The organism is Xenorhabdus cabanillasii (assembly GCF_003386665.1).
GTDB classification, from domain to species: Bacteria; Pseudomonadota; Gammaproteobacteria; order Enterobacterales; family Enterobacteriaceae; genus Xenorhabdus; species Xenorhabdus cabanillasii.
The window spans coordinates 1,229,382-1,252,086 of sequence record NZ_QTUB01000001.1; the positions used below are offsets into that span (position 1 = coordinate 1,229,382).

At 43.9% G+C, this 22,705-nt stretch carries 11 protein-coding genes, 1 tRNA gene and 3 rRNA genes; 12 read left to right on the top strand and 3 right to left on the bottom strand.

Annotation, left to right across the window (positions count from 1 at the left end; genetic code table 11):
* From yfiH to BDD26_RS06130, 10 genes are all read left to right on the top strand, one after another.
* Positions 1–732 carry a purine nucleoside phosphorylase YfiH gene (yfiH, locus tag BDD26_RS06085; protein WP_038265799.1) on the top strand — a complete coding sequence of 244 codons (732 nt, stop codon included), beginning with the start codon at positions 1–3 and terminating at the stop codon, positions 730–732.
* Between the two features lie 129 nt (positions 733–861).
* Positions 862–3,435 carry an ATP-dependent chaperone ClpB gene (gene clpB, locus BDD26_RS06090; protein ID WP_115825841.1) on the top strand — a complete coding sequence of 858 codons (2,574 nt, stop codon included), beginning with the start codon at positions 862–864 and terminating at the stop codon, positions 3,433–3,435.
* A 537-nt stretch (positions 3,436–3,972) separates the two neighbouring features.
* A 16S ribosomal RNA gene (locus BDD26_RS06095) occupies positions 3,973–5,517 on the top strand.
* 83 nt (positions 5,518–5,600) lie between these two features.
* Positions 5,601–5,676: transfer RNA gene (locus BDD26_RS06100), tRNA-Glu, on the top strand.
* A 189-nt stretch (positions 5,677–5,865) separates the two neighbouring features.
* A 23S ribosomal RNA gene (locus BDD26_RS06105) occupies positions 5,866–8,876 on the top strand.
* 96 nt (positions 8,877–8,972) lie between these two features.
* A 5S ribosomal RNA gene (gene rrf, locus BDD26_RS06110) occupies positions 8,973–9,088 on the top strand.
* Together the 16S, 23S and 5S rRNA genes with 1 tRNA gene alongside form the textbook arrangement of a ribosomal RNA operon.
* A 367-nt stretch (positions 9,089–9,455) precedes the next feature.
* On the top strand, positions 9,456–10,916 hold the full coding sequence (locus BDD26_RS06115; RefSeq protein ID WP_115825842.1) for a DUF3375 domain-containing protein: 1,461 nt from the start codon (positions 9,456–9,458) through the stop codon (positions 10,914–10,916).
* 31 nt (positions 10,917–10,947) lie between these two features.
* A complete protein-coding gene (locus BDD26_RS06120) occupies positions 10,948–11,799 on the top strand; it encodes a DUF4194 domain-containing protein (RefSeq protein WP_115825843.1) in 852 nt (283 codons plus the stop codon).
* Entirely contained in the window at positions 11,783–15,157 is a 3,375-nt protein-coding gene (locus BDD26_RS06125; RefSeq protein ID WP_244922672.1) for an ATP-binding protein, read from the top strand. Before BDD26_RS06120 ends, BDD26_RS06125 begins: the two co-directional genes overlap by 17 nt.
* Before the next feature lie 11 nt (positions 15,158–15,168).
* The gene (locus BDD26_RS06130; protein WP_115825844.1) at positions 15,169–16,368 is read left to right on the top strand and encodes a DUF3322 domain-containing protein; all 1,200 of its coding nucleotides are present in this window, start codon (positions 15,169–15,171) and stop codon (positions 16,366–16,368) included.
* A 39-nt stretch (positions 16,369–16,407) separates the two neighbouring features.
* Here BDD26_RS06130 and actP read toward each other — a convergent pair whose 3' ends face one another.
* The 3 genes from actP to acs all read right to left on the bottom strand — a co-directional run bounded on the left by actP (position 16,408) and on the right by acs (position 20,514).
* Positions 16,408–18,069 carry a cation/acetate symporter ActP gene (gene actP, locus BDD26_RS06135; protein WP_115825845.1) on the bottom strand — a complete coding sequence of 554 codons (1,662 nt, stop codon included), beginning with the start codon at positions 18,067–18,069 and terminating at the stop codon, positions 16,408–16,410.
* Positions 18,066–18,377, bottom strand: coding sequence for a DUF485 domain-containing protein (locus tag BDD26_RS06140; protein ID WP_038260009.1), 312 nt, complete (start codon positions 18,375–18,377; stop codon positions 18,066–18,068). Before BDD26_RS06140 ends, actP begins: the two co-directional genes overlap by 4 nt.
* A 181-nt stretch (positions 18,378–18,558) precedes the next feature.
* The gene (gene acs, locus BDD26_RS06145; RefSeq protein ID WP_115825846.1) at positions 18,559–20,514 is read right to left on the bottom strand and encodes an acetate--CoA ligase; all 1,956 of its coding nucleotides are present in this window, start codon (positions 20,512–20,514) and stop codon (positions 18,559–18,561) included.
* Between the two features lie 393 nt (positions 20,515–20,907).
* On the opposite strand from acs, the gene sodA reads away from it, so the two are divergent.
* Positions 20,908–21,534: a superoxide dismutase [Mn] gene (gene sodA / locus BDD26_RS06150; protein ID WP_115825847.1), complete on the top strand. Its 627-nt coding sequence runs from the start codon at positions 20,908–20,910 to the stop codon at positions 21,532–21,534.
* Between the two features lie 209 nt (positions 21,535–21,743).
* Positions 21,744–22,415, top strand: coding sequence for a 6-hydroxyaminopurine reductase (gene yiiM / locus BDD26_RS06155; protein ID WP_115825848.1), 672 nt, complete (start codon positions 21,744–21,746; stop codon positions 22,413–22,415).
* Positions 22,416–22,705: the final 290 nt, after the last annotated feature.

A 22,705-nucleotide genomic window follows, 5' to 3' on the forward strand; every position in this document is an offset into this window, starting at 1 on the left:
ATGACACCACTAATTTTTCCTGACTGGGCACAACCTGAAAACGTTGGTGCATGTAGTACAACCCGGACGGGAGGTATCAGCCTGCCTCCTTATGATAGCCTGAATTTAGGCGGCCACGTTGGGGATGCCCCTGAATGTGTGGAGAGGAACAGGGAACTCTTGGTTGAATATGCTCACCTGCCGCAGCAACCTATCTGGTTGGAGCAGGTACACGGAACGCGTGTCATCAGATTGGATGATCAATTAGTGGAAGATAATCAGGCTGATGCTGTTTACACAAATAGAACTGGGCAGGTTTGTGCTGTAATGACAGCGGATTGTTTGCCTGTGCTTTTTTGTTCCAGTAATGGAGATGAGGTTGCAGCAGCTCATGCAGGCTGGCGTGGATTATGTGCCGGAGTGCTGGAAAATACAGTAGCTCAATTCAGTGCAAAACCTGACATGATCTATGCATGGATGGGGCCAGCTATTGGCCCTGAAAAATTTGAAGTAGGGCGCGAAGTAATGGACGCCTTTATAGCAACCGATCCTAATCTGGAACAAGCCTTTACACCTTATGGTGTTAAATTTTTGGCAAATATCTACTTACTGGCTAGATTAAAGTTGCAGTCTATTGGAATAAATGAAGTTTTTGGGGGCTCTGTTTGTACGGTTTCCGAGGAGAAGAACTTTTTTTCTTATCGTCGTGATGGTATCACCGGACGTATGGCAACTTTAATCTGGTTGAGATAACCTATCTCGCAGGACGATCTTTGGTGCATAGCAAAAAGTCTCCAATTAACTTTTCAGAATACCTTGAATATTTAAGGTATGACCTTATCTAATCTCCAGTAGCAAATTCTGACTAGTATTGGAGGTGTTATGCGTCTGGATCGTCTTACCAATAAATTCCAGCTTGCTCTCGCTGATGCCCAATCTCTCGCATTAGGGCGTGATAATCAATTCATTGAACCTGTCCACTTGATGAGCACATTGCTTAACCAGGAGGGAGGCTCTGTTCGTCCTTTACTGATGTCCGCAGGGATTGATACGGGTAACTTGAATGATCGGCTTAACTTGGCTTTGGATAAATTTCCGAAAGTGGAAGGTAGTGGCGGTGATGTACAGGTATCCAATGAGTTAGGACGTTATTTAAACCTGTGCGACAAGCTTGCTCAAAAAGCAGGTGATAATTTCATCTCTTCTGAACTCTTTGTTCTTGCAGCGCTAGAAGAGCGTGGCACATTAAGTGACATATTGAAAGCCGCGGGAGCAACTAAAGATAAAATCACTAAGGCCATAGAAAAGATGCGTGGTGGTGAAAAAGTAAATGACCAAGGTGCCGAAGATCAACGTCAGGCACTGAAAAAATACACAATTGATCTAACTGAACGGGCTGAACAAGGTAAATTAGATCCCGTGATAGGACGTGACGAAGAGATCCGTCGAACAATTCAGGTATTACAACGTCGAACCAAGAATAACCCTGTGCTAATCGGTGAACCTGGGGTTGGGAAAACAGCTATCGTTGAAGGGCTGGCACAACGTATTGTTAATGGTGAAGTTCCTGAAGGACTGAAAAACAAACGTGTACTGTCTCTTGATATGGGCGCATTGTTGGCGGGGGCTAAATACCGTGGCGAATTTGAAGAACGTCTGAAAGGTGTTTTGAATGATCTCGCTAAACAGGAAGGTTCGGTCATTCTGTTCATTGATGAATTACATACGATGGTAGGTGCAGGTAAAGCTGATGGTGCTATGGACGCTGGCAACATGCTGAAACCCGCACTAGCACGAGGTGAATTGCACTGTGTTGGTGCGACAACATCAGATGAATATCGTCAGTATATTGAGAAAGATGCAGCTTTAGAACGCCGCTTCCAGAAAGTTTATGTTGCGGAGCCTACTGTTGAGGACACCATTGCTATTTTACGTGGCCTTAAAGAGCGTTATGAGTTGCACCACCATGTTCAAATAACTGATCCAGCAATTGTTGCTGCGGCGACATTATCTCATCGTTATATTTCTGATCGTATGTTACCTGACAAAGCGATTGACTTAATTGATGAAGCTGGAGCTAGTCTACGTATGCAGATGGATTCTAAGCCAGAGGCATTAGATCGTCTGGAACGTCGAATTATTCAGTTAAAACTTGAACAGCAGGCTTTAAAAAAAGAATCGGATGATGCCAGTAAAAAGCGTTTGGATATGTTGAATGAAGAGCTGGTGGAAAAAGAACGGGAATATTCTGAGCTGGAAGAAGAGTGGAAAGCAGAAAAAGCCGAGCTTACCGGTACTCAAAACATTAAGGCTGAATTAGAAAATGCACGTATTGAGTTAGAAAAAGCCCGTCGTAGCGGTGACTTGGCAAAAATGTCAGAAATTCAATACGGAAAAATTCCTGAGTTGGAAAAACGGCTTACTGCTGCGACTACAGCAGAAAGTCATCCAATGAGACTGCTGCGTAATAAAGTTACTGATGCTGAAATTGCTGAAATTCTTGCTCGCTGGACGGGAATCCCTGTATCCAGAATGTTGGAAAGTGAAAAAGATAAATTATTGCGTATGGAACATGAATTACACAAACGTGTAATTGGGCAAAATGAGGCCGTTGATGCTGTGTCGAATGCAATTCGCCGTAGCCGCGCTGGTTTATCTGATCCAAACCGCCCGATAGGTTCTTTCATGTTCTTAGGGCCAACAGGGGTTGGTAAAACTGAGCTGTGTAAGGCATTGGCTAATTTCCTGTTTGATAGTGACGATGCAATGGTACGTATCGACATGTCTGAATTTATGGAAAAGCACGCTGTTTCAAGGTTAGTGGGTGCTCCTCCCGGATATGTTGGGTATGAAGAAGGAGGGTATCTGACAGAAGCAGTGCGTCGTCGCCCTTACTCTGTCATTTTATTAGATGAAGTTGAAAAAGCTCATCCGGATGTTTTCAATATCTTGCTACAAGTCTTGGATGATGGTCGCTTGACTGATGGTCAAGGAAGAACAGTAGATTTTCGTAATACCGTTGTAATTATGACCTCTAACTTAGGTTCAGACATGATTCAGGAACATTTTGGTGCACTGGATTATGTAGGAATGAAAGATATGGTGATGGAGATAGTTGGCCGCCATTTCAGACCTGAGTTCATTAACCGAGTTGATGAAGTTGTGGTATTCCATCCACTAGGAAAAGAACATTTGAAATCTATTGCGAATATCCAATTGCAGCGTCTATATAAACGTTTGGAAGAGCGTGGCTATCAAGTCACAATGACTCTATCCGCTTTGGAAAAACTGAGTGACGCTGGTTTTGATCCTGTATATGGAGCGCGCCCATTAAAACGGGCTATCCAGCAAGAGATTGAAAATCCGCTGGCTCAGCAGATCCTTTCAGGGAAATTGATGCCAGGTAAATTGGTCACATTAGATTTGGAAAATGATCATATTATTGCAAGGCAATAACGTTTTTTACTCAATTCACTTTGTGATATTCTATAGGTGGTTATTTTTATAGACAATTATTGAATAGTAATGCCGTTAAGCAATATAAAAAATCTTACAAAAATAAAAGAGAGGTGAAAAAATCACCTCTCTTTCATTTATTAGGTCAAAAATATATCTAAAAAGCTTATTCTGAGTGATAAATAGTCGATTGAATTGTTTTTTTTAAAATAATTGTTGTCAGTATCGCAAAAGTCCCTATAATGCGCCTCCGTTGTCACGATGAACACACAAATGAATCGGCGTGACAAGAGCTGAAAGTCATGAAAATAAAGGCTTGACACGCTGAGAGGAAGGCGTAACATACACCACCTCAGGCAAGAAGAGAGATTACTTCTGCCAACGCTCTTTAACAAATTAATCAGACAATCTGTGTGGGCACTCGCAGGACACGATCAAACGCCGCAAGGCGAAAAAGATTCAAGTCTTGAAGAGTGACTGAAACAGTTAATTCATTGCGATACTGAACAGTGAAATTCTTTGAGCATCAAACACTTTTAATTGAAGAGTTTGATCATGGCTCAGATTGAACGCTGGCGGCAGGCCTAACACATGCAAGTCGGGCGGTAACAGGAAAGGGCTTTTGCATTTTTGCTGACGAGCGGCGGACGGGTGAGTAATGTCTGGGGATCTGCCCGGTAGAGGGGGATAACCACTGGAAATGGTGGCTAATACCGCATAACCTCTTTGGAGCAAAGTGGGGGACCTTCGGGCCTCACGCTATCGGATGAACCCAGATGGGATTAGCTAGTAGGTGGGGTAAGGGCTCACCTAGGCGACGATCCCTAGCTGGTCTGAGAGGATGACCAGCCACACTGGGACTGAGACACGGCCCAGACTCCTACGGGAGGCAGCAGTGGGGAATATTGCACAATGGGCGCAAGCCTGATGCAGCCATGCCGCGTGTATGAAGAAGGCCTTCGGGTTGTAAAGTACTTTCAGCGGGGAGGAAGGCGTGAGTCTGAACAGGGCTCACGATTGACGTTACCCGCAGAAGAAGCACCGGCTAACTCCGTGCCAGCAGCCGCGGTAATACGGAGGGTGCAAGCGTTAATCGGAATTACTGGGCGTAAAGCGCACGCAGGCGGCCAATTAAGTTAGATGTGAAATCCCCGGGCTTAACCCGGGAACGGCATCTAAGACTGGTTGGCTGGAGTCTCGTAGAGGGGGGTAGAATTCCACGTGTAGCGGTGAAATGCGTAGAGATGTGGAGGAATACCGGTGGCGAAGGCGGCCCCCTGGACGAAGACTGACGCTCAGGTGCGAAAGCGTGGGGAGCAAACAGGATTAGATACCCTGGTAGTCCACGCCGTAAACGATGTCGATTTGGAGGTTGTGCCCTTGAGGTGTGGCTTCCGGAGCTAACGCGTTAAATCGACCGCCTGGGGAGTACGGTCGCAAGATTAAAACTCAAATGAATTGACGGGGGCCCGCACAAGCGGTGGAGCATGTGGTTTAATTCGATGCAACGCGAAGAACCTTACCTACTCTTGACATCCACGGAATTTGGCAGAGATGCTGAAGTGCCTTCGGGAACCGTGAGACAGGTGCTGCATGGCTGTCGTCAGCTCGTGTTGTGAAATGTTGGGTTAAGTCCCGCAACGAGCGCAACCCTTATCCTTTGTTGCCAGCACATTATGGTGGGAACTCAAGGGAGACTGCCGGTGATAAACCGGAGGAAGGTGGGGATGACGTCAAGTCATCATGGCCCAGACGAGTAGGGCTACACACGTGCTACAATGGCGGATACAAAGAGAAGCGACCTCGCGAGAGCAAGCGGAACTCATAAAGTCTGTCGTAGTCCGGATTGGAGTCTGCAACTCGACTCCATGAAGTCGGAATCGCTAGTAATCGTAGATCAGCATGCTACGGTGAATACGTTCCCGGGCCTTGTACACACCGCCCGTCACACCATGGGAGTGGGTGGCAAAAGAAGTCGGTAGCTTAACCTGCGGGAGGGCGCTGACCACTTTGTGACTCATGACTGGGGTGAAGTCGTAACAAGGTAACCGTAGGGGAACCTGCGGTTGGATCACCTCCTTAACCAAATGATGGTAAGCTTGTGAGTGTTCACACAGATTGTCTGATGACTGTAAGACGAGCAAGCGTCTGCGAAGAGACTGACTGTCCCCTTCGTCTAGAGGCCTAGGACACCGCCCTTTCACGGCGGTAACAGGGGTTCGAATCCCCTAGGGGACGCCACTTTGCTCAGGCCCCGGGTGAAAGCCGGTGCCAACCGATATTGTTAAGCGTGACTTGCGAGTCAGTTTAGCAATATTTGCTCTTTAACAATCTGGAACAAGCTGAAAATTTGAAACCATCAATAGGGTCCTTGACGATATTGATGCGTCTCTCAACATACTCCAATTCGAAGACACCTTCGGGTTGTGAGGTTAAGCGACTAAGCGTACACGGTGGATGCCTAGGCAGTCAGAGGCGATGAAGGACGTGCTAATCTGCGAAAAGCGCCGGTGAGCTGATATGAAGCCCTATCAGCCGGCGATGTCCGAATGGGGAAACCCAGTGCAATCCGTTGCACTATCATTCACTGAATCCATAGGTGAATGAGGCGAACCGGGGGAACTGAAACATCTCAGTACCCCGAGGAAAAGAAATCAACCGAGATTCCCCCAGTAGCGGCGAGCGAACGGGGAGCAGCCCAGAGCCATCAACAATATCAGCGCCAGGAGAACGGTCTGGAAAGGCCGGCAGTAAAGGGTGACAGCCCCGTATCCGAAGGCGCCGGTATTGCGAGCTCGAAGAGTAGGGCGGGACACGTGGTATCCTGTCTGAAGATGGGGGGACCATCCTCCAAGGCTAAATACTCCTGACTGACCGATAGTGAACCAGTACCGTGAGGGAAAGGCGAAAAGAACCCCGGCGAGGGGAGTGAAAGAGAACCTGAAACCGTGTACGTACAAGCAGTGGGAGCCCCACCACTAAGCCAGTGGTGAACTCCGCAACGCATCTTTTGTCTGATGCCGGTTGGCGAAGCGACGCGCCGCCCAACCGACAAAATCAGGCAAAGGGGGCTTAGTGGTGGGGTGACTGCGTACCTTTTGTATAATGGGTCAGCGACTTATATTCTGTAGCAAGGTTAACCGTATAGGGGAGCCGCAGGGAAACCGAGTCTTAACAGGGCGTTCAGTTGCAGGGTATAGACCCGAAACCCGGTGAGCTAGCCATGGGCAGGTTGAAGGTTGGGTAACACTAACTGGAGGACCGAACCGACTAATGTTGAAAAATTAGCGGATGACTTGTGGCTGGGGGTGAAAGGCCAATCAAACCGGGAGATAGCTGGTTCTCCCCGAAAGCTATTTAGGTAGCGCCTCGTGAATTCATCTCCGGGGGTAGAGCACTGTTTCGGCTAGGGGGTCATCCCGACTTACCAACCCGATGCAAACTGCGAATACCGGAGAATGTTATCACGGGAGACACACGGCGGGTGCTAACGTCCGTCGTGGAGAGGGAAACAACCCAGACCGCCAGCTAAGGTCCCCAAGTCATGGTTAAGTGGGAAACGAAGTGGGAAGGGCTCAGACAGCCAGGATGTTGGCTTAGAAGCAGCCATCATTTAAAGAAAGCGTAATAGCTCACTGGTCGAGTCGGCCTGCGCGGAAGATGTAACGGGGCTAAACCATGCACCGAAGCTGCGGCAGCGATATAAATATATTGTTGGGTAGGGGAGCGTTCTGTAAGCCGGTGAAGGTGGGTCGTGAGGCCTGCTGGAGGTATCAGAAGTGCGAATGCTGACATAAGTAACGATAAAGCGGGTGAAAAACCCGCTCGCCGGAAGACCAAGGGTTCCTGTCCAACGTTAATCGGGGCAGGGTGAGTCGACCCCTAAGGCGAGGCCGAAAGGCGTAGTCGATGGGAAACAGGTTAATAGTCCTGTACTCGGTGTTACTGCGAAGGGGGGACGGAGAAGGCTAGGCCGGCCGGGCGACGGTTTGTCCCGGTTGAAGCGTGTAGGTGGGGTGACCTGGCAAATCCGGTCATCCATAACACTGAGGCGTGATAACGAGCCACTACGGTGGTGAAGTGGTTGATGCCCTGCTTCCAGGAAAAGCCTCTAAGCATCAGGTAACATTGAATCGTACCCCAAACCGACACAGGTGGTCAGGTAGAGAATACTCAGGCGCTTGAGAGAACTCGGGTGAAGGAACTAGGCAAAATGGTGCCGTAACTTCGGGAGAAGGCACGCTGGCATTAAGTGAAGGGCCGTGCGCCCGGAGCTGAAGCCAGTCGCAGAGACCAGCTGGCTGCAACTGTTTAATAAAAACACAGCACTGTGCCAACACGAAAGTGGACGTATACGGTGTGACGCCTGCCCGGTGCTGGAAGGTTAATTGATGGGGTTAGCGGCAACGCGACGCTCCTGATCGAAGCCCCAGTAAACGGCGGCCGTAACTATAACGGTCCTAAGGTAGCGAAATTCCTTGTCGGGTAAGTTCCGACCTGCACGAATGGCGTAATGATGGCCAGGCTGTCTCCACCCGAGACTCAGTGAAATTGAACTCGCTGTGAAGATGCAGTGTACCCGCGGCAAGACGGAAAGACCCCGTGAACCTTTACTATAGCTTGACACTGAACATGGAGCCTTGATGTGTAGGATAGGTGGGAGGCTTTGAAGTGTGGACGCCAGTCTGCATGGAGCCATCCTTGAAATACCACCCTTGAATGTTTGATGTTCTAACGTGGACCCGTTATCCGGGTTGCGGACAGTGTCTGGTGGGTAGTTTGACTGGGGCGGTCTCCTCCCAAAGCGTAACGGAGGAGCACGAAGGTTGGCTAATCACGGTCGGACATCGTGAGGTTAGTGCAAAGGCATAAGCCAGCTTGACTGCGAGCGTGACGGCGCGAGCAGGTACGAAAGTAGGTCTTAGTGATCCGGTGGTTCTGTATGGAAGGGCCATCGCTCAACGGATAAAAGGTACTCCGGGGATAACAGGCTGATACCGCCCAAGAGTTCATATCGACGGCGGTGTTTGGCACCTCGATGTCGGCTCATCACATCCTGGGGCTGAAGTAGGTCCCAAGGGTACGGCTGTTCGCCGTTTAAAGTGGTACGCGAGCTGGGTTTAGAACGTCGTGAGACAGTTCGGTCCCTATCTGCCGTGGGCGCTGGAAGATTGAAAGGGGCTGCTCCTAGTACGAGAGGACCGGAGTGGACGCACCACTGGTGTTCGGGTTGTCATGCCAATGGCATTGCCCGGTAGCTACGTGCGGCAGAGATAACCGCTGAAAGCATCTAAGCGGGAAACTTGCCTTAAGATGAGTCTTCCCTTGTCCCAGAGAGGACACATAAGGAACGTTCGAGACGAGGACGTGGATAGGCCGGGTGTGTAAGCGTAGCGATACGTTGAGCTAACCGGTACTAATGCTCCGAGAGGCTTAACCTGACAACACCGAAGGTGTTTTGGGGCCAAGAGACGAAAACAGTTTCAGAGAAAGACAGAGACAGTCATCAGCTTGTTCAGGATTGAATACAGGATTTGTCTGGCGGCAATAGCGCGGTGGTCCCACCTGACCCCATGCCGAACTCAGCAGTGAAACGCCGGCGCGCCGATGGTAGTGTGGGGTCTCCCCATGTGAGAGTAGGGCACTGCCAGACATTCATTTAGTCAGAAAAGCCATCCGTCACCGGATGGCTTTTTTGCGTTTACCCAACGTCACTGGGCAAATGATATACCCTTCCTTATTTTTATGGGCACTGCTGTGGTCTATATTTCCTTTATCTGTCCTATCTTAGTTAATTCATCTGTTTGTCGCTGATTTACTGACATTTAATTGCTTTAGTAGCTTTGCTAACATCAGTTATTAAATTCAGAATTTGCTCTTCAACAGTGAATTAAGTTCTTTGTTGTCCAATTTTGTGGTAAAAACGGATGTATATTTTAGATACAATATATTTGTTAATCTTATGATCTGTGTTCTTACGATCGGTTATGATTGTATGTCACTGAATAGAAGGATAAACATTGAATTTTCGAGGGTTACAAGCAAAATACAGTCGTCTTTTTCGGGATAATGAAGCCTGGAAACTATTAAGAGCTGATAATGCACCGTACATTTTAGCTTTTTTAAGCGATTTGTTTTCTGAAAACAGTGAAGTTCCCTTCAGTCAGGCTCGAATATCACTTGATGAAGAATTAATTCGTTTCCGGGAATTGGATATTTGGAAAACAGAAAGATCAGCAGGCAATTATCTTAATAAATGGATTAAAGAAGGCTGGCTGAGGGAAATGGATGATGTCCTGACCAAAACGGATGCCAGTGAAATTGCTGTTCGTTTTGTCCAGGAACTTGATGAACATAATTCAGGAACAACAGCATCTCATTTGAGAATTGTTCAGGATGCAGTTAGGGATTTTGCAGTGGCAATTAACTCAAATGTTAATGAACGTATCACGCTTTTAAAATCCAGAATATCAGAAATACAAAGAGAAATTGATGCATTGCATTCTGGTGTTGTTACTGAATTAACTGTAGCGGAACAAAGAGAAAGGATCCGTGAAATCTATCACTTGGCATCAATCTTAACCGGGGATTTTCGCCGTGTTGAAGATGAAGTCCGTCGATTAGATCAAGACATTCGAATTCAAATTATTGAAGAAGATTCCACAAAAGGAAATATTCTTCTTTCCGTGTTAGAGAAAGAAAATTTATTATCCCAAACTGACGCAGGTAGCGCATTTGAAAGCTTTTTTCTTTTGCTATGTGATCAGCATAGAACAACAGAATTGCGGGAACAGCTTCATAGTATTTTAAGTCGCCCGGTTGCAAAGCATTTAACTGCTCATCAGCAACAGTTTCTTAATCGATTGATGAGAGAACTGAATCGAGAGAGTGAAAGAGTTTTTCAGATCAGACGCCGAATAGAAGAAAGCTTACGTGCTTATATAGAAAGTGGTTATGCTCAGGAGAATAGGGCAGTAGAGAGATTACTTAATCGATTGGAAAAACTGGCTGTTGAACTGAAAAACGCAGGATGTAACTTACAAACAGAAACAACCCTATCACTGCCTACCGGGACAGCGACAATAAACTCTCCTGACAGTATGCAACTCAAGTTACCTGATGAAAAACTCAATACTTCTGGTGTTGAAGAAAATCTAAACTCTAAGGTGCCAAGCACGCAAATGTTGGATTGTCTTGACACAGTTCAAGTCAGGTTAATTGCTGAAAAGATCCTGATTACATTAAAAAAATATGGGCCAATGACGATAGCTTCTATTGTGGTTCATAATCCTATTAGTACAGGACTGGAAGAATTAGTTGCCTATTTGAGAGTAGCAAAATCGATTGGTGTAGTGTCATTAGAAGAAAACGAATCAGTAGAGATTAAGGATAAACAGGGTGTTCATTTGCGGGCATCTATTCCAACTTTTATTTTGAGTGCCGATTTATTTCCTGACAATTTAGATGAGTTAGTCCTTTAAATTATCTGGCTAGAAAGTGGGGGGATGAACTATGGATGAATATAAGAAAGAAACCGGTTTTTTTGATCAGTTAATAAAAAATCATACACAGTCAGAGCGTTCCTCTAATACTCCTGACACAGAGTTAAATGCAGACTTTTCATTTGAAGAAGTGCTTCCTGATGATCATATATTGAGAGAAGATAACCGCCATTCTGATATATTGAATGATACGGTGAATAATAAAGGCATGCCTGTTGAAGTTCGTCAGGTATTAGTCACTTTATTGCGTCATGGTGTCATATTGTCTTCGCAAAAAATAAAACTTTTTGCATCTCTTTGTCGCTATCAAAATGATATTCGTGAATATTTATCAGAAATTTATTTGAAATTAATTCTGGATGAGAGAGCAGGGGTTGCGTTTATTGCAAATATTAATGATGAAGAAGACAAAAAATCTTTGGGGATGGATGATGATGAAGAGACATTGTCTATCATTAGCCGGAGAACGCTTTCTCTATATGACACTTTGCTGTTGTTGGTGCTTCGAAAACATTATCAAGATCGGGAATCTTCGGGTGAACAAAAAATTATCATCGATATAGAACGGATTGAATCCAATCTGACTCCATTTCTGCCATTAACCAATAGCACCAAATCTGATCGCAAAAAACTCAATGGTGCCCTGAACAAAATGGTGAATAAAAAAATATTGAGTTCGGTACGAGGAAGTGATGATCGTTTTGAAATTACACCAATCATTCGTTATGTCGTTAATGCTGAGTTTCTCGAAAAAATGCTTGCAGATTATCTCAACATGGCAAATGAAAAAGGTATAACTTCCGGCAAAAAGAGTAGTGGTATAAATGATGATGGTGAAACAGGGCATGACTATGTTAACTAACTCATTAATGCATACGAACCAAATCAGATTGGCTGAACTTTCCGTATATAACTGGGGTTCATTCAATGGATTGCACACCGCGCGGATTGATGAGGTGGGAACATTAGTTACGGGGGATAATGGTTCAGGAAAATCAACATTTATAGATGGATTGATGGCTTTGCTGCTCCCCGCAGGCAGGGCGACGTTTAACGTTGCAGCAGCACAGGGAGATCGTACTGACCGAACCTTAATTTCCTATATGCGGGGCAGTTTTGGTTCTGCTCATGATGGTGCTGGCACAAGAGTTAGAAGTAAACGTGAATCTGCCGTAGTGACCGGACTCAGAGCATTATATCGGAGTGATGACGGTACAGAAATCACACTGGCAGCACTTTTCTGGAACAGTAAATCAACTAATTCCCTGTCAGATGTGACACGGGTTTACGCCATTGCCAGAAGAAACCTGACACTGAAAGAGGTTCTTGATGCATTTGGTGAAGGTAATGTGCGGGCACTCAAACAGTGGCTCCGTACTGATCCTGCCATAACATGTTGCGATGACCGATTCTCTGAATATCAGGAGTTATACCGAAAGCTCTTGTATATGGATAATAAAAACGCCCCGGCATTGCTTTCACGGGCATTGGGTTTGAAAAAAATTGATGATCTGACAGAGTTAATTCGTGAATTGGTTCTTGAACCCAGTACCGTTAAGGATGATGCCAGAAAGATAGTGGGAGAATTTTCCGATCTCGTTGCTATACACAGCCAACTTGTAGATGCCAGAGCACAAAGGGATCATCTGGCTAAATTACCAGAGCTGAATGCTAGTCTGGAGAAATCAATAAAAGATTTGGAAAATCTGACAACAGAGAAAAATGAATTGCCTGCCTATTTGGGGGAAATTTTTGCACAATTGTGGAATGAAAAAATCATTGAGATTGAAGCACAATTGCAAAATATTCATCAGCAAATAGAGCAGGCTGAGATACAAGAGAGGGATACTCATGGGTTGGTCGAACGGAGACACGAAGAATATCTCCAGCTTGGTGGTACTAAAATAGAGTCACTTCGCAAAGAGATTCAGCATACTAAAGATCAATTAAAAAGGATTATTCGGGAATCCTCACAATATCAGGACAATGTTAAGGCGCTTGACCTTCCTTCCACGCTGGAACATACCGTATTTGTTCAGAACCAATCTACTGTTGCAAGCAGGTCTGCCAATATTCAGGCAGAGCAGGAAGAATATGAGCAACAATTCGGTGCTATCAGTGGAGAATTCAGCCAGTTACAGGGGAAAATAAAGCATATTTCTCAGGAAATCAGTGAGATAGAGTCAAGGCCTAACTCTAATATTGATGTGAGATATCAGCAGCTTCGGGATGAATTGGTTAATTCCCTTGAATTAAACAAAGATGACTGCATTTTTATTGGGGAATTAATTGATGTTCAGGAGCATGAAAAGGCGTGGCAGGGGGCAATAGAAAGAGCCCTGGGAGGGCTGCGTACAACGCTTGCTATTCCACAGCACTGCTACCCAATGGTGACACACTGGTTGAATGCCCGTCATACTGGCTTGCACGTGAGAGTCCAGGTTGTCAATGATATTCAGGATAATGTTGTCGAGTTTAAGCCGAATGGGTATTTAAGAAAATTAGTGTGGCGGGAACATCTTTATCGGGAATGGCTCAAACATTACCTTCTGCGCTTTGATCTGCAATGTGTCGATAATACGGAAGAGTTAGACAAGACACGGTATTCAATGACGCAGCAAGGATTAATGCACATGGATAAAGGGCGTTTTGAGAAAAAAGATCAGCACCGGATCGATGATAGGAGACGCTGGTATTTAGGTTTTTCAAATAAATCGCGTTTAGCCATCCTTAATCATGACAAAAATAATTTCATACAGCAATTATCAGCAATTGAAAAGCGGGTCAAAGAAGCACGAGAGGCATTAAATTCCATTGTTAATACCAAAATATTATTGGAAAAAGTGCAGAATTATCGATGGGATGATATCAATGCACCTTACTGGCATGACAAGCTTTTAACTCTGGAAAAAGATCTGGAAGTACTGGAACAATCCAGTGATTCACTTGAAAAAGCGATGGAACGCTGGAAATTAGCGAAAGAACAGTTATTCCAGATCCAGTCAATGTTAAAAGGGCTTAACGAACAATCGGGGGCGGTTAACTCAACATTAAATGTGGCTAAAGGGGAATTGAGAAAAGCGCAGGCCAAAGCGTCGAAGGGGATATCCGATACCACGCGGCAGTGGTTAACCACACGAGTGGGTAAGCTGTATGCGGATGTATTGGATCGGGAATCAGAATTGGTTTCTCAGATTGAAGAAAAACTGGAATACCAACTGGAAAGTAGCCGCAACAATAAAAACCGGGCGGAAAAATCCTCTGTCAGCATAATGGCTTCATTTAGATCCCATGAAAAGTGGCAAATTTATGCGGTGGACTGGCCAACTGATATTAGCAGCTTGCCTGACTACCTTAATCATCTGCAACAGTTGGAAAGTGAAGGCTTGCCGAATCTTGCAGATAAATTTATTGAACGATTAAATAAACATGCTACCCAGTCAATGGCAACTATTAAAACGAAACTTGAATCTGAGCGAGAAGATATTCTTGAGCGAATAGATATTATCAATCAGGTATTAAAGCGTACAGAATTTCGTTCAGGTACTCATTTGAGGCTGGGAAGTAAAAGGGAAAAATACCCACATGTTCAGGAATTTGATCGGCTTTTACTAAAAGTATTGAGTAAAGTGACAAGCGATGATCATGAAGAGCGGTTCCGTGAACTCTCTAATGTGGTTTTTATTCTTGATAAAGCCAGCGCTTCCGGGACATTCACCACATTGGAAAGCCTGCGATTGCTTGATCCTCGTTATCAGATAGCATTTTATGCCGAAGAGATTGATGCTACGACAGGTGAGGTTCGTGACGTACTGGAATCATCCAGTGGTAAATCGGGAGGAGAAAAAGAATCTTTTGCTGCCACGATTGTAGCTGCGAGTTTAGCGTATGTATTAACCCCGGATGGTTATGACAGGCCAGTTTATTGCACCGTTTTTTTGGATGAAGCTTTTTCAAATACTGCGGAGCCTGTGAGCCGGCGTGTACTTCGTGTATTCCGGGAACTCTATATTCACGTTAATTTGATTACCCCCTATAAAAACCTGAACTTAGCAAGAGAATCAGCACGTTCTTTACTAATTGCCGAACGCAATCAGGAAAATCATGACAGCCACCTTTGTGAAGTTACCTGGGAAGAAATTGATAGGATCATGGATGAGGAAAAAAGAAACAAACTAGAAGCTGAAATGCATGAATTTGGCATTAAGATTGAAAACTGACATGTAAAAATATGCAAAAAACACCACATACATATTCCTGGGGATTATTACCCACGCAGGTGAAAGAAATAGTCAGAAAAAGGGAATGGAATAACCTGTCTTCCTTAAAGGCACGTCTATTGGGAGCTAAACCATTTCCCATTCGTATTGGCTTAAAACCCCCCAGCGGTGCTTTTGCATTATCGGATTTGACACATTTTCAGCGAGTAGTCAGTGAATGGAAATCATTTCCCCACCAAGAAATGGTGTGGTGGTCGAGTAAAAAATTTCGTGAATTATCTGAGCAAGTTATTCCAATTTTGGTTGTGATTGAATCCATGCAACAGCTGATAAAGTTTTTAGGTAGGGACGCCATCCGCCGAAGTGTGATATGGGAAAGAAATATGAGACCCTTTCTACACATTGATGAAGTCCTTTATCCGGCATTAGTCAAAAATATCGATATCGTAGAAAAAATTACGTTGAAAGAAGCGGAGTTACTGGCGAAATTACTTCCACAATTAAAACAAGGGCTGGGGAAAGGGCAGTATCTACGGGCGCTGCCTATAATTGGTATTGATACCAAATTTTTGGAGAGTCATCTGCTCTTGTTGGAGGAACTTGTTGATACACTTCATGGCGGTGCAGTTTCTGAGGTTGGCGGGTTGGTGGATTGGCTGGGATGCCAGACAAATCCTAAAGGCTGGCTGACAATCAGGCCACTTTGTCCTCATGTTATTAATGCGCTGGGAGGGTTACCTATCCTCCAATTACCTTATGAATTACTGAAACAGTATGAATTACCGGCATCAAATATCCTGGTGGTGGAAAACCTGCAATCAGGTTTAGCATTGCCTGATATGCCGGATACGGTGGCCGTTATTGGGGGCGGGAAAAATATTGCCTGGATGGATGCCTTATGGTTGAAGAAAAAACATGTCGGATACTGGGGAGATATTGATACATGGGGGCTAACCACCTTAAGTGACGCCAGAGGAAAATGTACCAGATTAGAATCAATAATGATGGATATTAACACTGTTAAAATCCATGAAGATAGGATGGGGATTGAAGATACACCAACTCAAATTGTTCCTGACTTTCTTAGTGAAGGAGAAACTAATTTGTTTAATGGTCTGATTTCTGGTCACTTTCAATCTTCTCGTCTGGAACAAGAGCGTTTGTCATCGGATTACATTAAACATCAGCTTTCTGTTTGGTTAACAAAATAGAACCTGCCCAAAAGGGCAGGAGAAGTTCAGTATTTAATGCTAATGTACATTTCCCTGCTCAATACCAATTCCTGTCTGTGAACGCAGAAATTGCTTACGGAACATTTCTCTTTCCAGTTGACCTTGTTCTGATGTATCTGTGATGGAGAAAAGCCATGCACCGGCAAATGCTACAATCATAGAAAATAGGGCTGGATATTCATAAGGATAAATTGGTTTTTCATGGCCAAGAATACTAACCCAGATTGTTGGGCCAAGGATCATTAATACGACGGCTATCATTAATCCTAGCCATCCACCAACCAAAGCGCCACGTGTTGTCAGCCTGCTCCAGTACATCGACAATAAAATAATTGGGAAATTACAACTTGCTGCAATGGAGAAAGCCAGACCGACCATAAAAGCAATATTTTGTTTTTCGAACAAAATGCCTAATCCAATAGCGATAATTCCCAGGAAGACTACAGTCATTTTGGAGATTTTTAACTCATCCTGTTCATTGGCTTGCCCCCGTTTAATCACATTAGCATAGAGATCATGAGAAACTGCTGAGGCACCAGCCAATGTTAGCCCTGCTACAACAGCTAAAATCGTGGCAAAAGCGACAGCAGAAATAAAACCGAGGAAAAAATCACCGCCAACCGCATTTGCAAGATGGACTGCGGCCATATTAGTTCCACCAATTAATGTTCCGGTTGGATCTTTAAATGCAGCATTGGGGCTGACCAACAGTATTGCACCGAATCCAATGATAAAGGTTAGGATGTAGAAATAACCGATAAAACCGGTGGCATAGAAAACACTTTTGCGAGCTTCTTTAGCATCATTAACGGTAAAAAATCGCATGATGATATGCGGTAAGCCAGCAGTACCAAACATTAACGCTAGCCCTAAAGAGAGCGCAGATACAGGATCAGAAACTAATCCACCTGGACTCATAATATCCTGCCCGTGTGAATGTACGGCAATAGCTTCTTTAAACAAGGTATTAAAATTGAAATTCACGGTTTTCATAACCATCAAAGCCATAAATGTTGCTCCAGCCAACAATAAAATTGCTTTGATAATCTGAACCCACGTCGTTGCCAGCATGCCACCAAACAGTACATACAGAACCATTAGAATACCAACTAAAACAACAGCGATGTGGTAATTCAGCCCGAATAGTAGTTCGATGAGTTTTCCGGCTCCAACCATTTGTGCAATCAGATATAACGCAACAACAACCAGAGATCCCATTGCAGACAAAGTACGGATAGGACGCTGTTTTAGTCGATAAGAAGCGACATCAGCAAATGTGTAACGTCCCAGATTTCTCAACCGTTCAGCGATCAGGAACAAAATAATTGGCCAGCCAACAAGGAAGCCGATGGAATAAATCAGGCCATCATAACCGGAGGTATAAACCAATGCGGAAATCCCCAAAAAAGAGGCTGCTGACATATAGTCCCCGGCAATGGCCATACCATTTTGAAAACCCGTGATCCGCCCTCCGGCAGTATAGTAATCTGAACGAGAAATTGTTCGTTTTGATGCCCAATAAGTAATGTAAAGCGTGAACCCAACGAACAACAGAAACATGATAATGGCCTGAATATTCAAAGGTTGTTTTTCTACATTACCTGAAAGGGCGTCTGCCTGGGCTAAAATAGGATAGGGGGAAGAAAATAGCAGTATTATTGAAAGGAGAAGCTTTTTCATTTTCCCGCCTCCTTGAGAATAGCAGATGTCAGGCGATCAAATTCACCATTCGCTCTGACAACATAAATCCCTGTTAATATGAAAGAAATAAAAATAATACCGATACCAACAGGAATACCACGTGTTACGCTGGAGCCTTCATAGAGAGGTGTGCCAAGCCATTCGGGGGCAAAGGCAATGAGAAAAATAAAACCAACATAAAGCATTAACATAATGATGGACAACAACCAGGCAAAACGTCCGCGCTTCTCAACTAATTCCCTGAAGCGAGGATTATTCTCAACCTCTTGATAAATATCGGCATTCATCAGAGTTTCTCCTTTTAAAAGTTAAAGGACGTACCTTAAGCCACATTAAGGGTTATAAAATACGGAGCAGCCGTATTCGGAGGAATTCATGACTACTTATCACGTCCCTGAGCAGTTCTGCACTTTTGATAATACGTCACCAAGCCGCTCTACAGCGGCATGGATGTTTTTACTGCATATGCTAAGGCATAGACATGGACTGCTTTTCTTCCAGTAGTTTTTCGACAACGCCAGGATCGGCTAAAGTGGACGTATCTCCTAAGTTACTGGTATCACCGGAAGCGATTTTGCGCAAAATTCGTCGCATAATCTTTCCTGAACGCGTTTTGGGCAGAGAATCTGTCCAGTGAAGAATATCAGGGGTTGCAATTGGGCCGATTTCTTTGCGTACCCAATTTTTGACATCGCTATACAGCTCAGGAGAAGGTTCTTCACCGTGAATTAATGTGACATAAGCGTAAATAGCTTGTCCTTTGATATGGTGAGGGATCCCAACAACGGCTGCTTCAGCGATTTTAGGGTGAGCTACCAGAGCCGACTCAATCTCTGCAGTACCTAATCGATGGCCTGAAATATTCAGCACATCATCAACGCGGCCAGTAATCCAGTAATAGCCGTCTTCATCACGTCTGGCACCATCCCCACTGAAATATGCCCCTTTGAAAGTAGAAAAATATGTTTGCTCAAACCGATCATGATCGCCAAACAGCGTCCTGGCTTGTCCCGGCCATGAATCTGTAATAACAAGATTCCCCTCGCATTCACCACTCAGAATGTCACCTGAGTTATCTACTAATGCAGGGCTAATGCCGAAGAATGGCAGAGTAGCTGATCCTGCTTTGAGATCTGTTGCTCCAGGTAATGGTGTGATCATGAAGCCACCCGTTTCCGTTTGCCACCATGTATCGACAATAGGGCATTTACTGTTACCTATTTTTTTGTAATACCATTCCCAGGCTTCTGGGTTGATGGGTTCGCCTACAGATCCCATGATGCGCAATGATGTACGTTTGGTCCCTTCAATAGCTTTATCCCCTTCGGCCATTAATGCACGGATAACAGTTGGTGCGGTATAGAGGATATTCACCTGGTGTTTATCGACAACCTGGCTGAGGCGATTCACATCAGGATAGTTCGGTACACCTTCAAACATCACGGATGTTGCACCACAAGATAGCGGGCCATACAACAGATAACTGTGACCTGTTACCCAACCGATATCGGCTGTACACCAATAAACTTCACCAGGACGGTAATCAAACGTATATTTGAACGTCAGAGACGCGTAGACCAGATAACCGCCGGTGGTATGCAGAACACCTTTGGGTTTACCTGTAGAGCCGGAAGTATAAAGAATAAATAGCGGATCTTCTGCATTCATCTCTTCGGCCGGACAGTCTGCATTCATCCCGTCAGTTAATTCATGCCACCATAAATCACGTTCGGTCTGCCAGCTTGTTGCATTATCTGTACGTTTGAAAACAACAACATTGGTAACACTGGTCACGGCTGGATTGTTCAGTGCTTCATCAACATTTTTTTTCAGTGGAACAGTTCGCCCGGCTCGTATGCCTTCATTAGCAGTAATAATTAACCTGGCATTTGAATCGACAACCCGACCAGAAATTGCATCAGGAGAAAAACCACCGAAAATCACAGAGTGAATTGCGCCAATCCGGGCACAGGCCAGCATGGCAACGGCCGCTTCCGGCACCATTGGCATATAGATAGCGACGACATCACCTTTTTTAATCCCAAGTTTTTTCAATGCATTAGCGAATTGACAGACATCGTGATATAGCTCTTGATACGTCACATGTCTGGATTCAGCGGGATTATCTCCTTCCCAGATAATGGCAGTCTGATCACCACGCTCTTGTAAATGACGGTCGAGGCAGTTAGCACTCAGATTCAGTGTCCCATCTTCAAACCAGCGGATGCTGATGTGTCCGGGGTCGAAAGAGCTGTTTTTAACCTTTGTATAAGGTCTTATCCAATCCAGTATCTTACCTTTCTCACTCCAGAACCCTTCAGGATCTTGTAGTGACCATTGGTAGTCTTGCATATATTGTTGCTTGTTTATCAGGGCTGTTTCTGCGATGTCAGCAGGAATAGGATGCTTGATTATTTGAGTCATATTTTTATCTCCTTGCAATTGTTAATACTATGTCAAAACAAGGTTAACTAAAGTGTAAGAAGAATTTTTGTTTCTTTTTTGCGCGGAAGATCACGCATTGGAAAGAATGAATTTCATGAGATGATCATTTAGTGCGGCGTATTTGTGAAAAATTGACTATCATTAATAATTTTATATTTTGAATAAATATACTAACTAATGGATTTTATTCAGTTATTTCATCTAAGAAATGCCTGGACGGCGAAAGAGAAAGGAAACCATAGTTATAACATGGAATTGATAATCATTTTCATTATTGCTTAATTCACTATAATAATCTTGCAGTTCACAAGGTGTGAGCCTCATACCCAATAAATAAAAGGTGTGTATATTTTAAACAACTGGAGATATGACATGAGCCATTCACTACCTTCTCTACCATATTCTTATGACGCGCTAGAGCCGCATTTCGATGAACAAACGATGATAATTCATCACACCAAACACCATCAAGCCTACGTTACAAATACCAATATTGCATTAGAATCCTGTCCAGAACTGGCCTGTCTGGAGATTGATGAACTCATTCAGTGCCTTGATAAAGTTCCTGCTGATAAACGTACTTTCATGCGTAATAATGCAGGAGGCCATTCAAACCATAGTATGTTCTGGAAGGGTCTAAAATTAGACACAACTTTATCTGGTGCCTTAAAAGCAGCGATAGAATGCGATTTTGGTAGCGTTGATGCTTTCAAAGAAAAATTTGAACAAGCAGCCGCAACTCGTTTTGGCTCTGGATGGGCCTGGTTAGTATTAAAAGAAGATGGCAAACTTGAAGTTGTTTCTACTGCAAATCAGGATAGCCCGTTGATGGGTGAAGAGATTTCTGGTACTTCTGGTTATCCTATTTTGGGATTGGATGTGTGGGAACATGCTTATTATCTGAAGTATCAAAACCGTCGTCCCGACTATATTAAGGCATTTTGGCATGTCGTAAATTGGGAAGAAGCGGCAAAACGTTACGAAGAAAAAATGGAATAAGTTCTAAAAATCCCTCTCTTAATAATGCTGATCACTGCGGTGGTCAGCATTTTTATTGCTCTTAATCTTAGCTATCATTTGGCATCTTTCCCGTTTAAAATGATGAATTCCTGAATTCTATTTAGAGAAAATCATATTTTGCGGGCAAGGTTTGCCGCGTTTATTTGGTCAGGATAATATTTATATTAGTCTATTGAGGAGAAATAGAAATGTATTACCCACAGGTGTACAGAGGCAAAATAACATCTTCCGAAAAGTGGGGTTTCAGTGCAATCAACAAACTGTTGGTGAATGGCCGCTTACAGCTTACCTCTCTTGGTCTGGAAGGTGATGAACAGGCAGAGACTCGTTTTCATGGCGGTCCTGATCGTGCGCTTTGTCATTATCCTATGGAACATTACCTCTTTTGGAAAAGGCAATTTCCTGAATTAGTGGAATTATTTGTATCTCCCTTATTTGGTGAAAATATATCAACGGAGGGTATGACAGAAGAGAATGTTTATATTGGGGATATTCTCCAATGGGGTGAGGCAATTGTTCAGGTGACACAGCCCCGCTCTCCTTGCTACAAACTTAATTTTATTACTGGAATTGCGAATTTTGCGGCCATGATGCAAGATAAAGGGTATTGTGGCTGGTTATATCGGGTCATCTCTTCAGGTTTTGTCAGTGCTGCTGAACCACTAAAATTACTAAGTCGAAATAGTGATGTTTCTGTTAAGGATGCTATTTCCATTGCTTTCCATAGCTCATTTGATGGAGAGCAATACCAACGTCTAATGGGGGCAGCAGGGTTATCTGCTAGCTGGAATCTGACGATGCAAAAGCGGATATTGCATGGAAAAATAGAGGATTTCAATCGTCGTTTATTTGGAAAATAATTTATTTACTGATATTTATTTTAATTAAAAAATATGTTGTATTCTTGTAGTGGACGATAACAATAATTTTGTTATCGTTATACTTATTTTTCTATTTTTTTAAATTATTACATTTTTCTTTTATATAAAATTAATTTATCAATAACCTATATTAAAATATTTGTTGATAAAATCAGATTATTATTAATTTGTTTATGATTAAAGGTTAAAAATACTGGTATTTTTTAATATGATATTTATCAAAAAATAAGTATTCGTATTATTAGAGTATGATCTATGTGTAGATTATT

Coding starts and splice junctions, on each gene's coding strand:
- BDD26_RS06125 (WP_244922672.1), top strand. CDS start 11,783: ATGACTATGTTAACTAACTCATTAATGCATACGAACCAAATCAGATTG.
- clpB (WP_115825841.1), top strand. CDS start 862: ATGCGTCTGGATCGTCTTACCAATAAATTCCAGCTTGCTCTCGCTGAT.
- yiiM (WP_115825848.1), top strand. CDS start 21,744: ATGTATTACCCACAGGTGTACAGAGGCAAAATAACATCTTCCGAAAAG.
- yfiH (WP_038265799.1), top strand. CDS start 1: ATGACACCACTAATTTTTCCTGACTGGGCACAACCTGAAAACGTTGGT.
- acs (WP_115825846.1), bottom strand. CDS start 20,514: ATGACTCAAATAATCAAGCATCCTATTCCTGCTGACATCGCAGAAACA.
- BDD26_RS06140 (WP_038260009.1), bottom strand. CDS start 18,377: ATGAATGCCGATATTTATCAAGAGGTTGAGAATAATCCTCGCTTCAGG.
- BDD26_RS06120 (WP_115825843.1), top strand. CDS start 10,948: ATGGATGAATATAAGAAAGAAACCGGTTTTTTTGATCAGTTAATAAAA.
- sodA (WP_115825847.1), top strand. CDS start 20,908: ATGAGCCATTCACTACCTTCTCTACCATATTCTTATGACGCGCTAGAG.
- actP (WP_115825845.1), bottom strand. CDS start 18,069: ATGAAAAAGCTTCTCCTTTCAATAATACTGCTATTTTCTTCCCCCTAT.
- BDD26_RS06130 (WP_115825844.1), top strand. CDS start 15,169: ATGCAAAAAACACCACATACATATTCCTGGGGATTATTACCCACGCAG.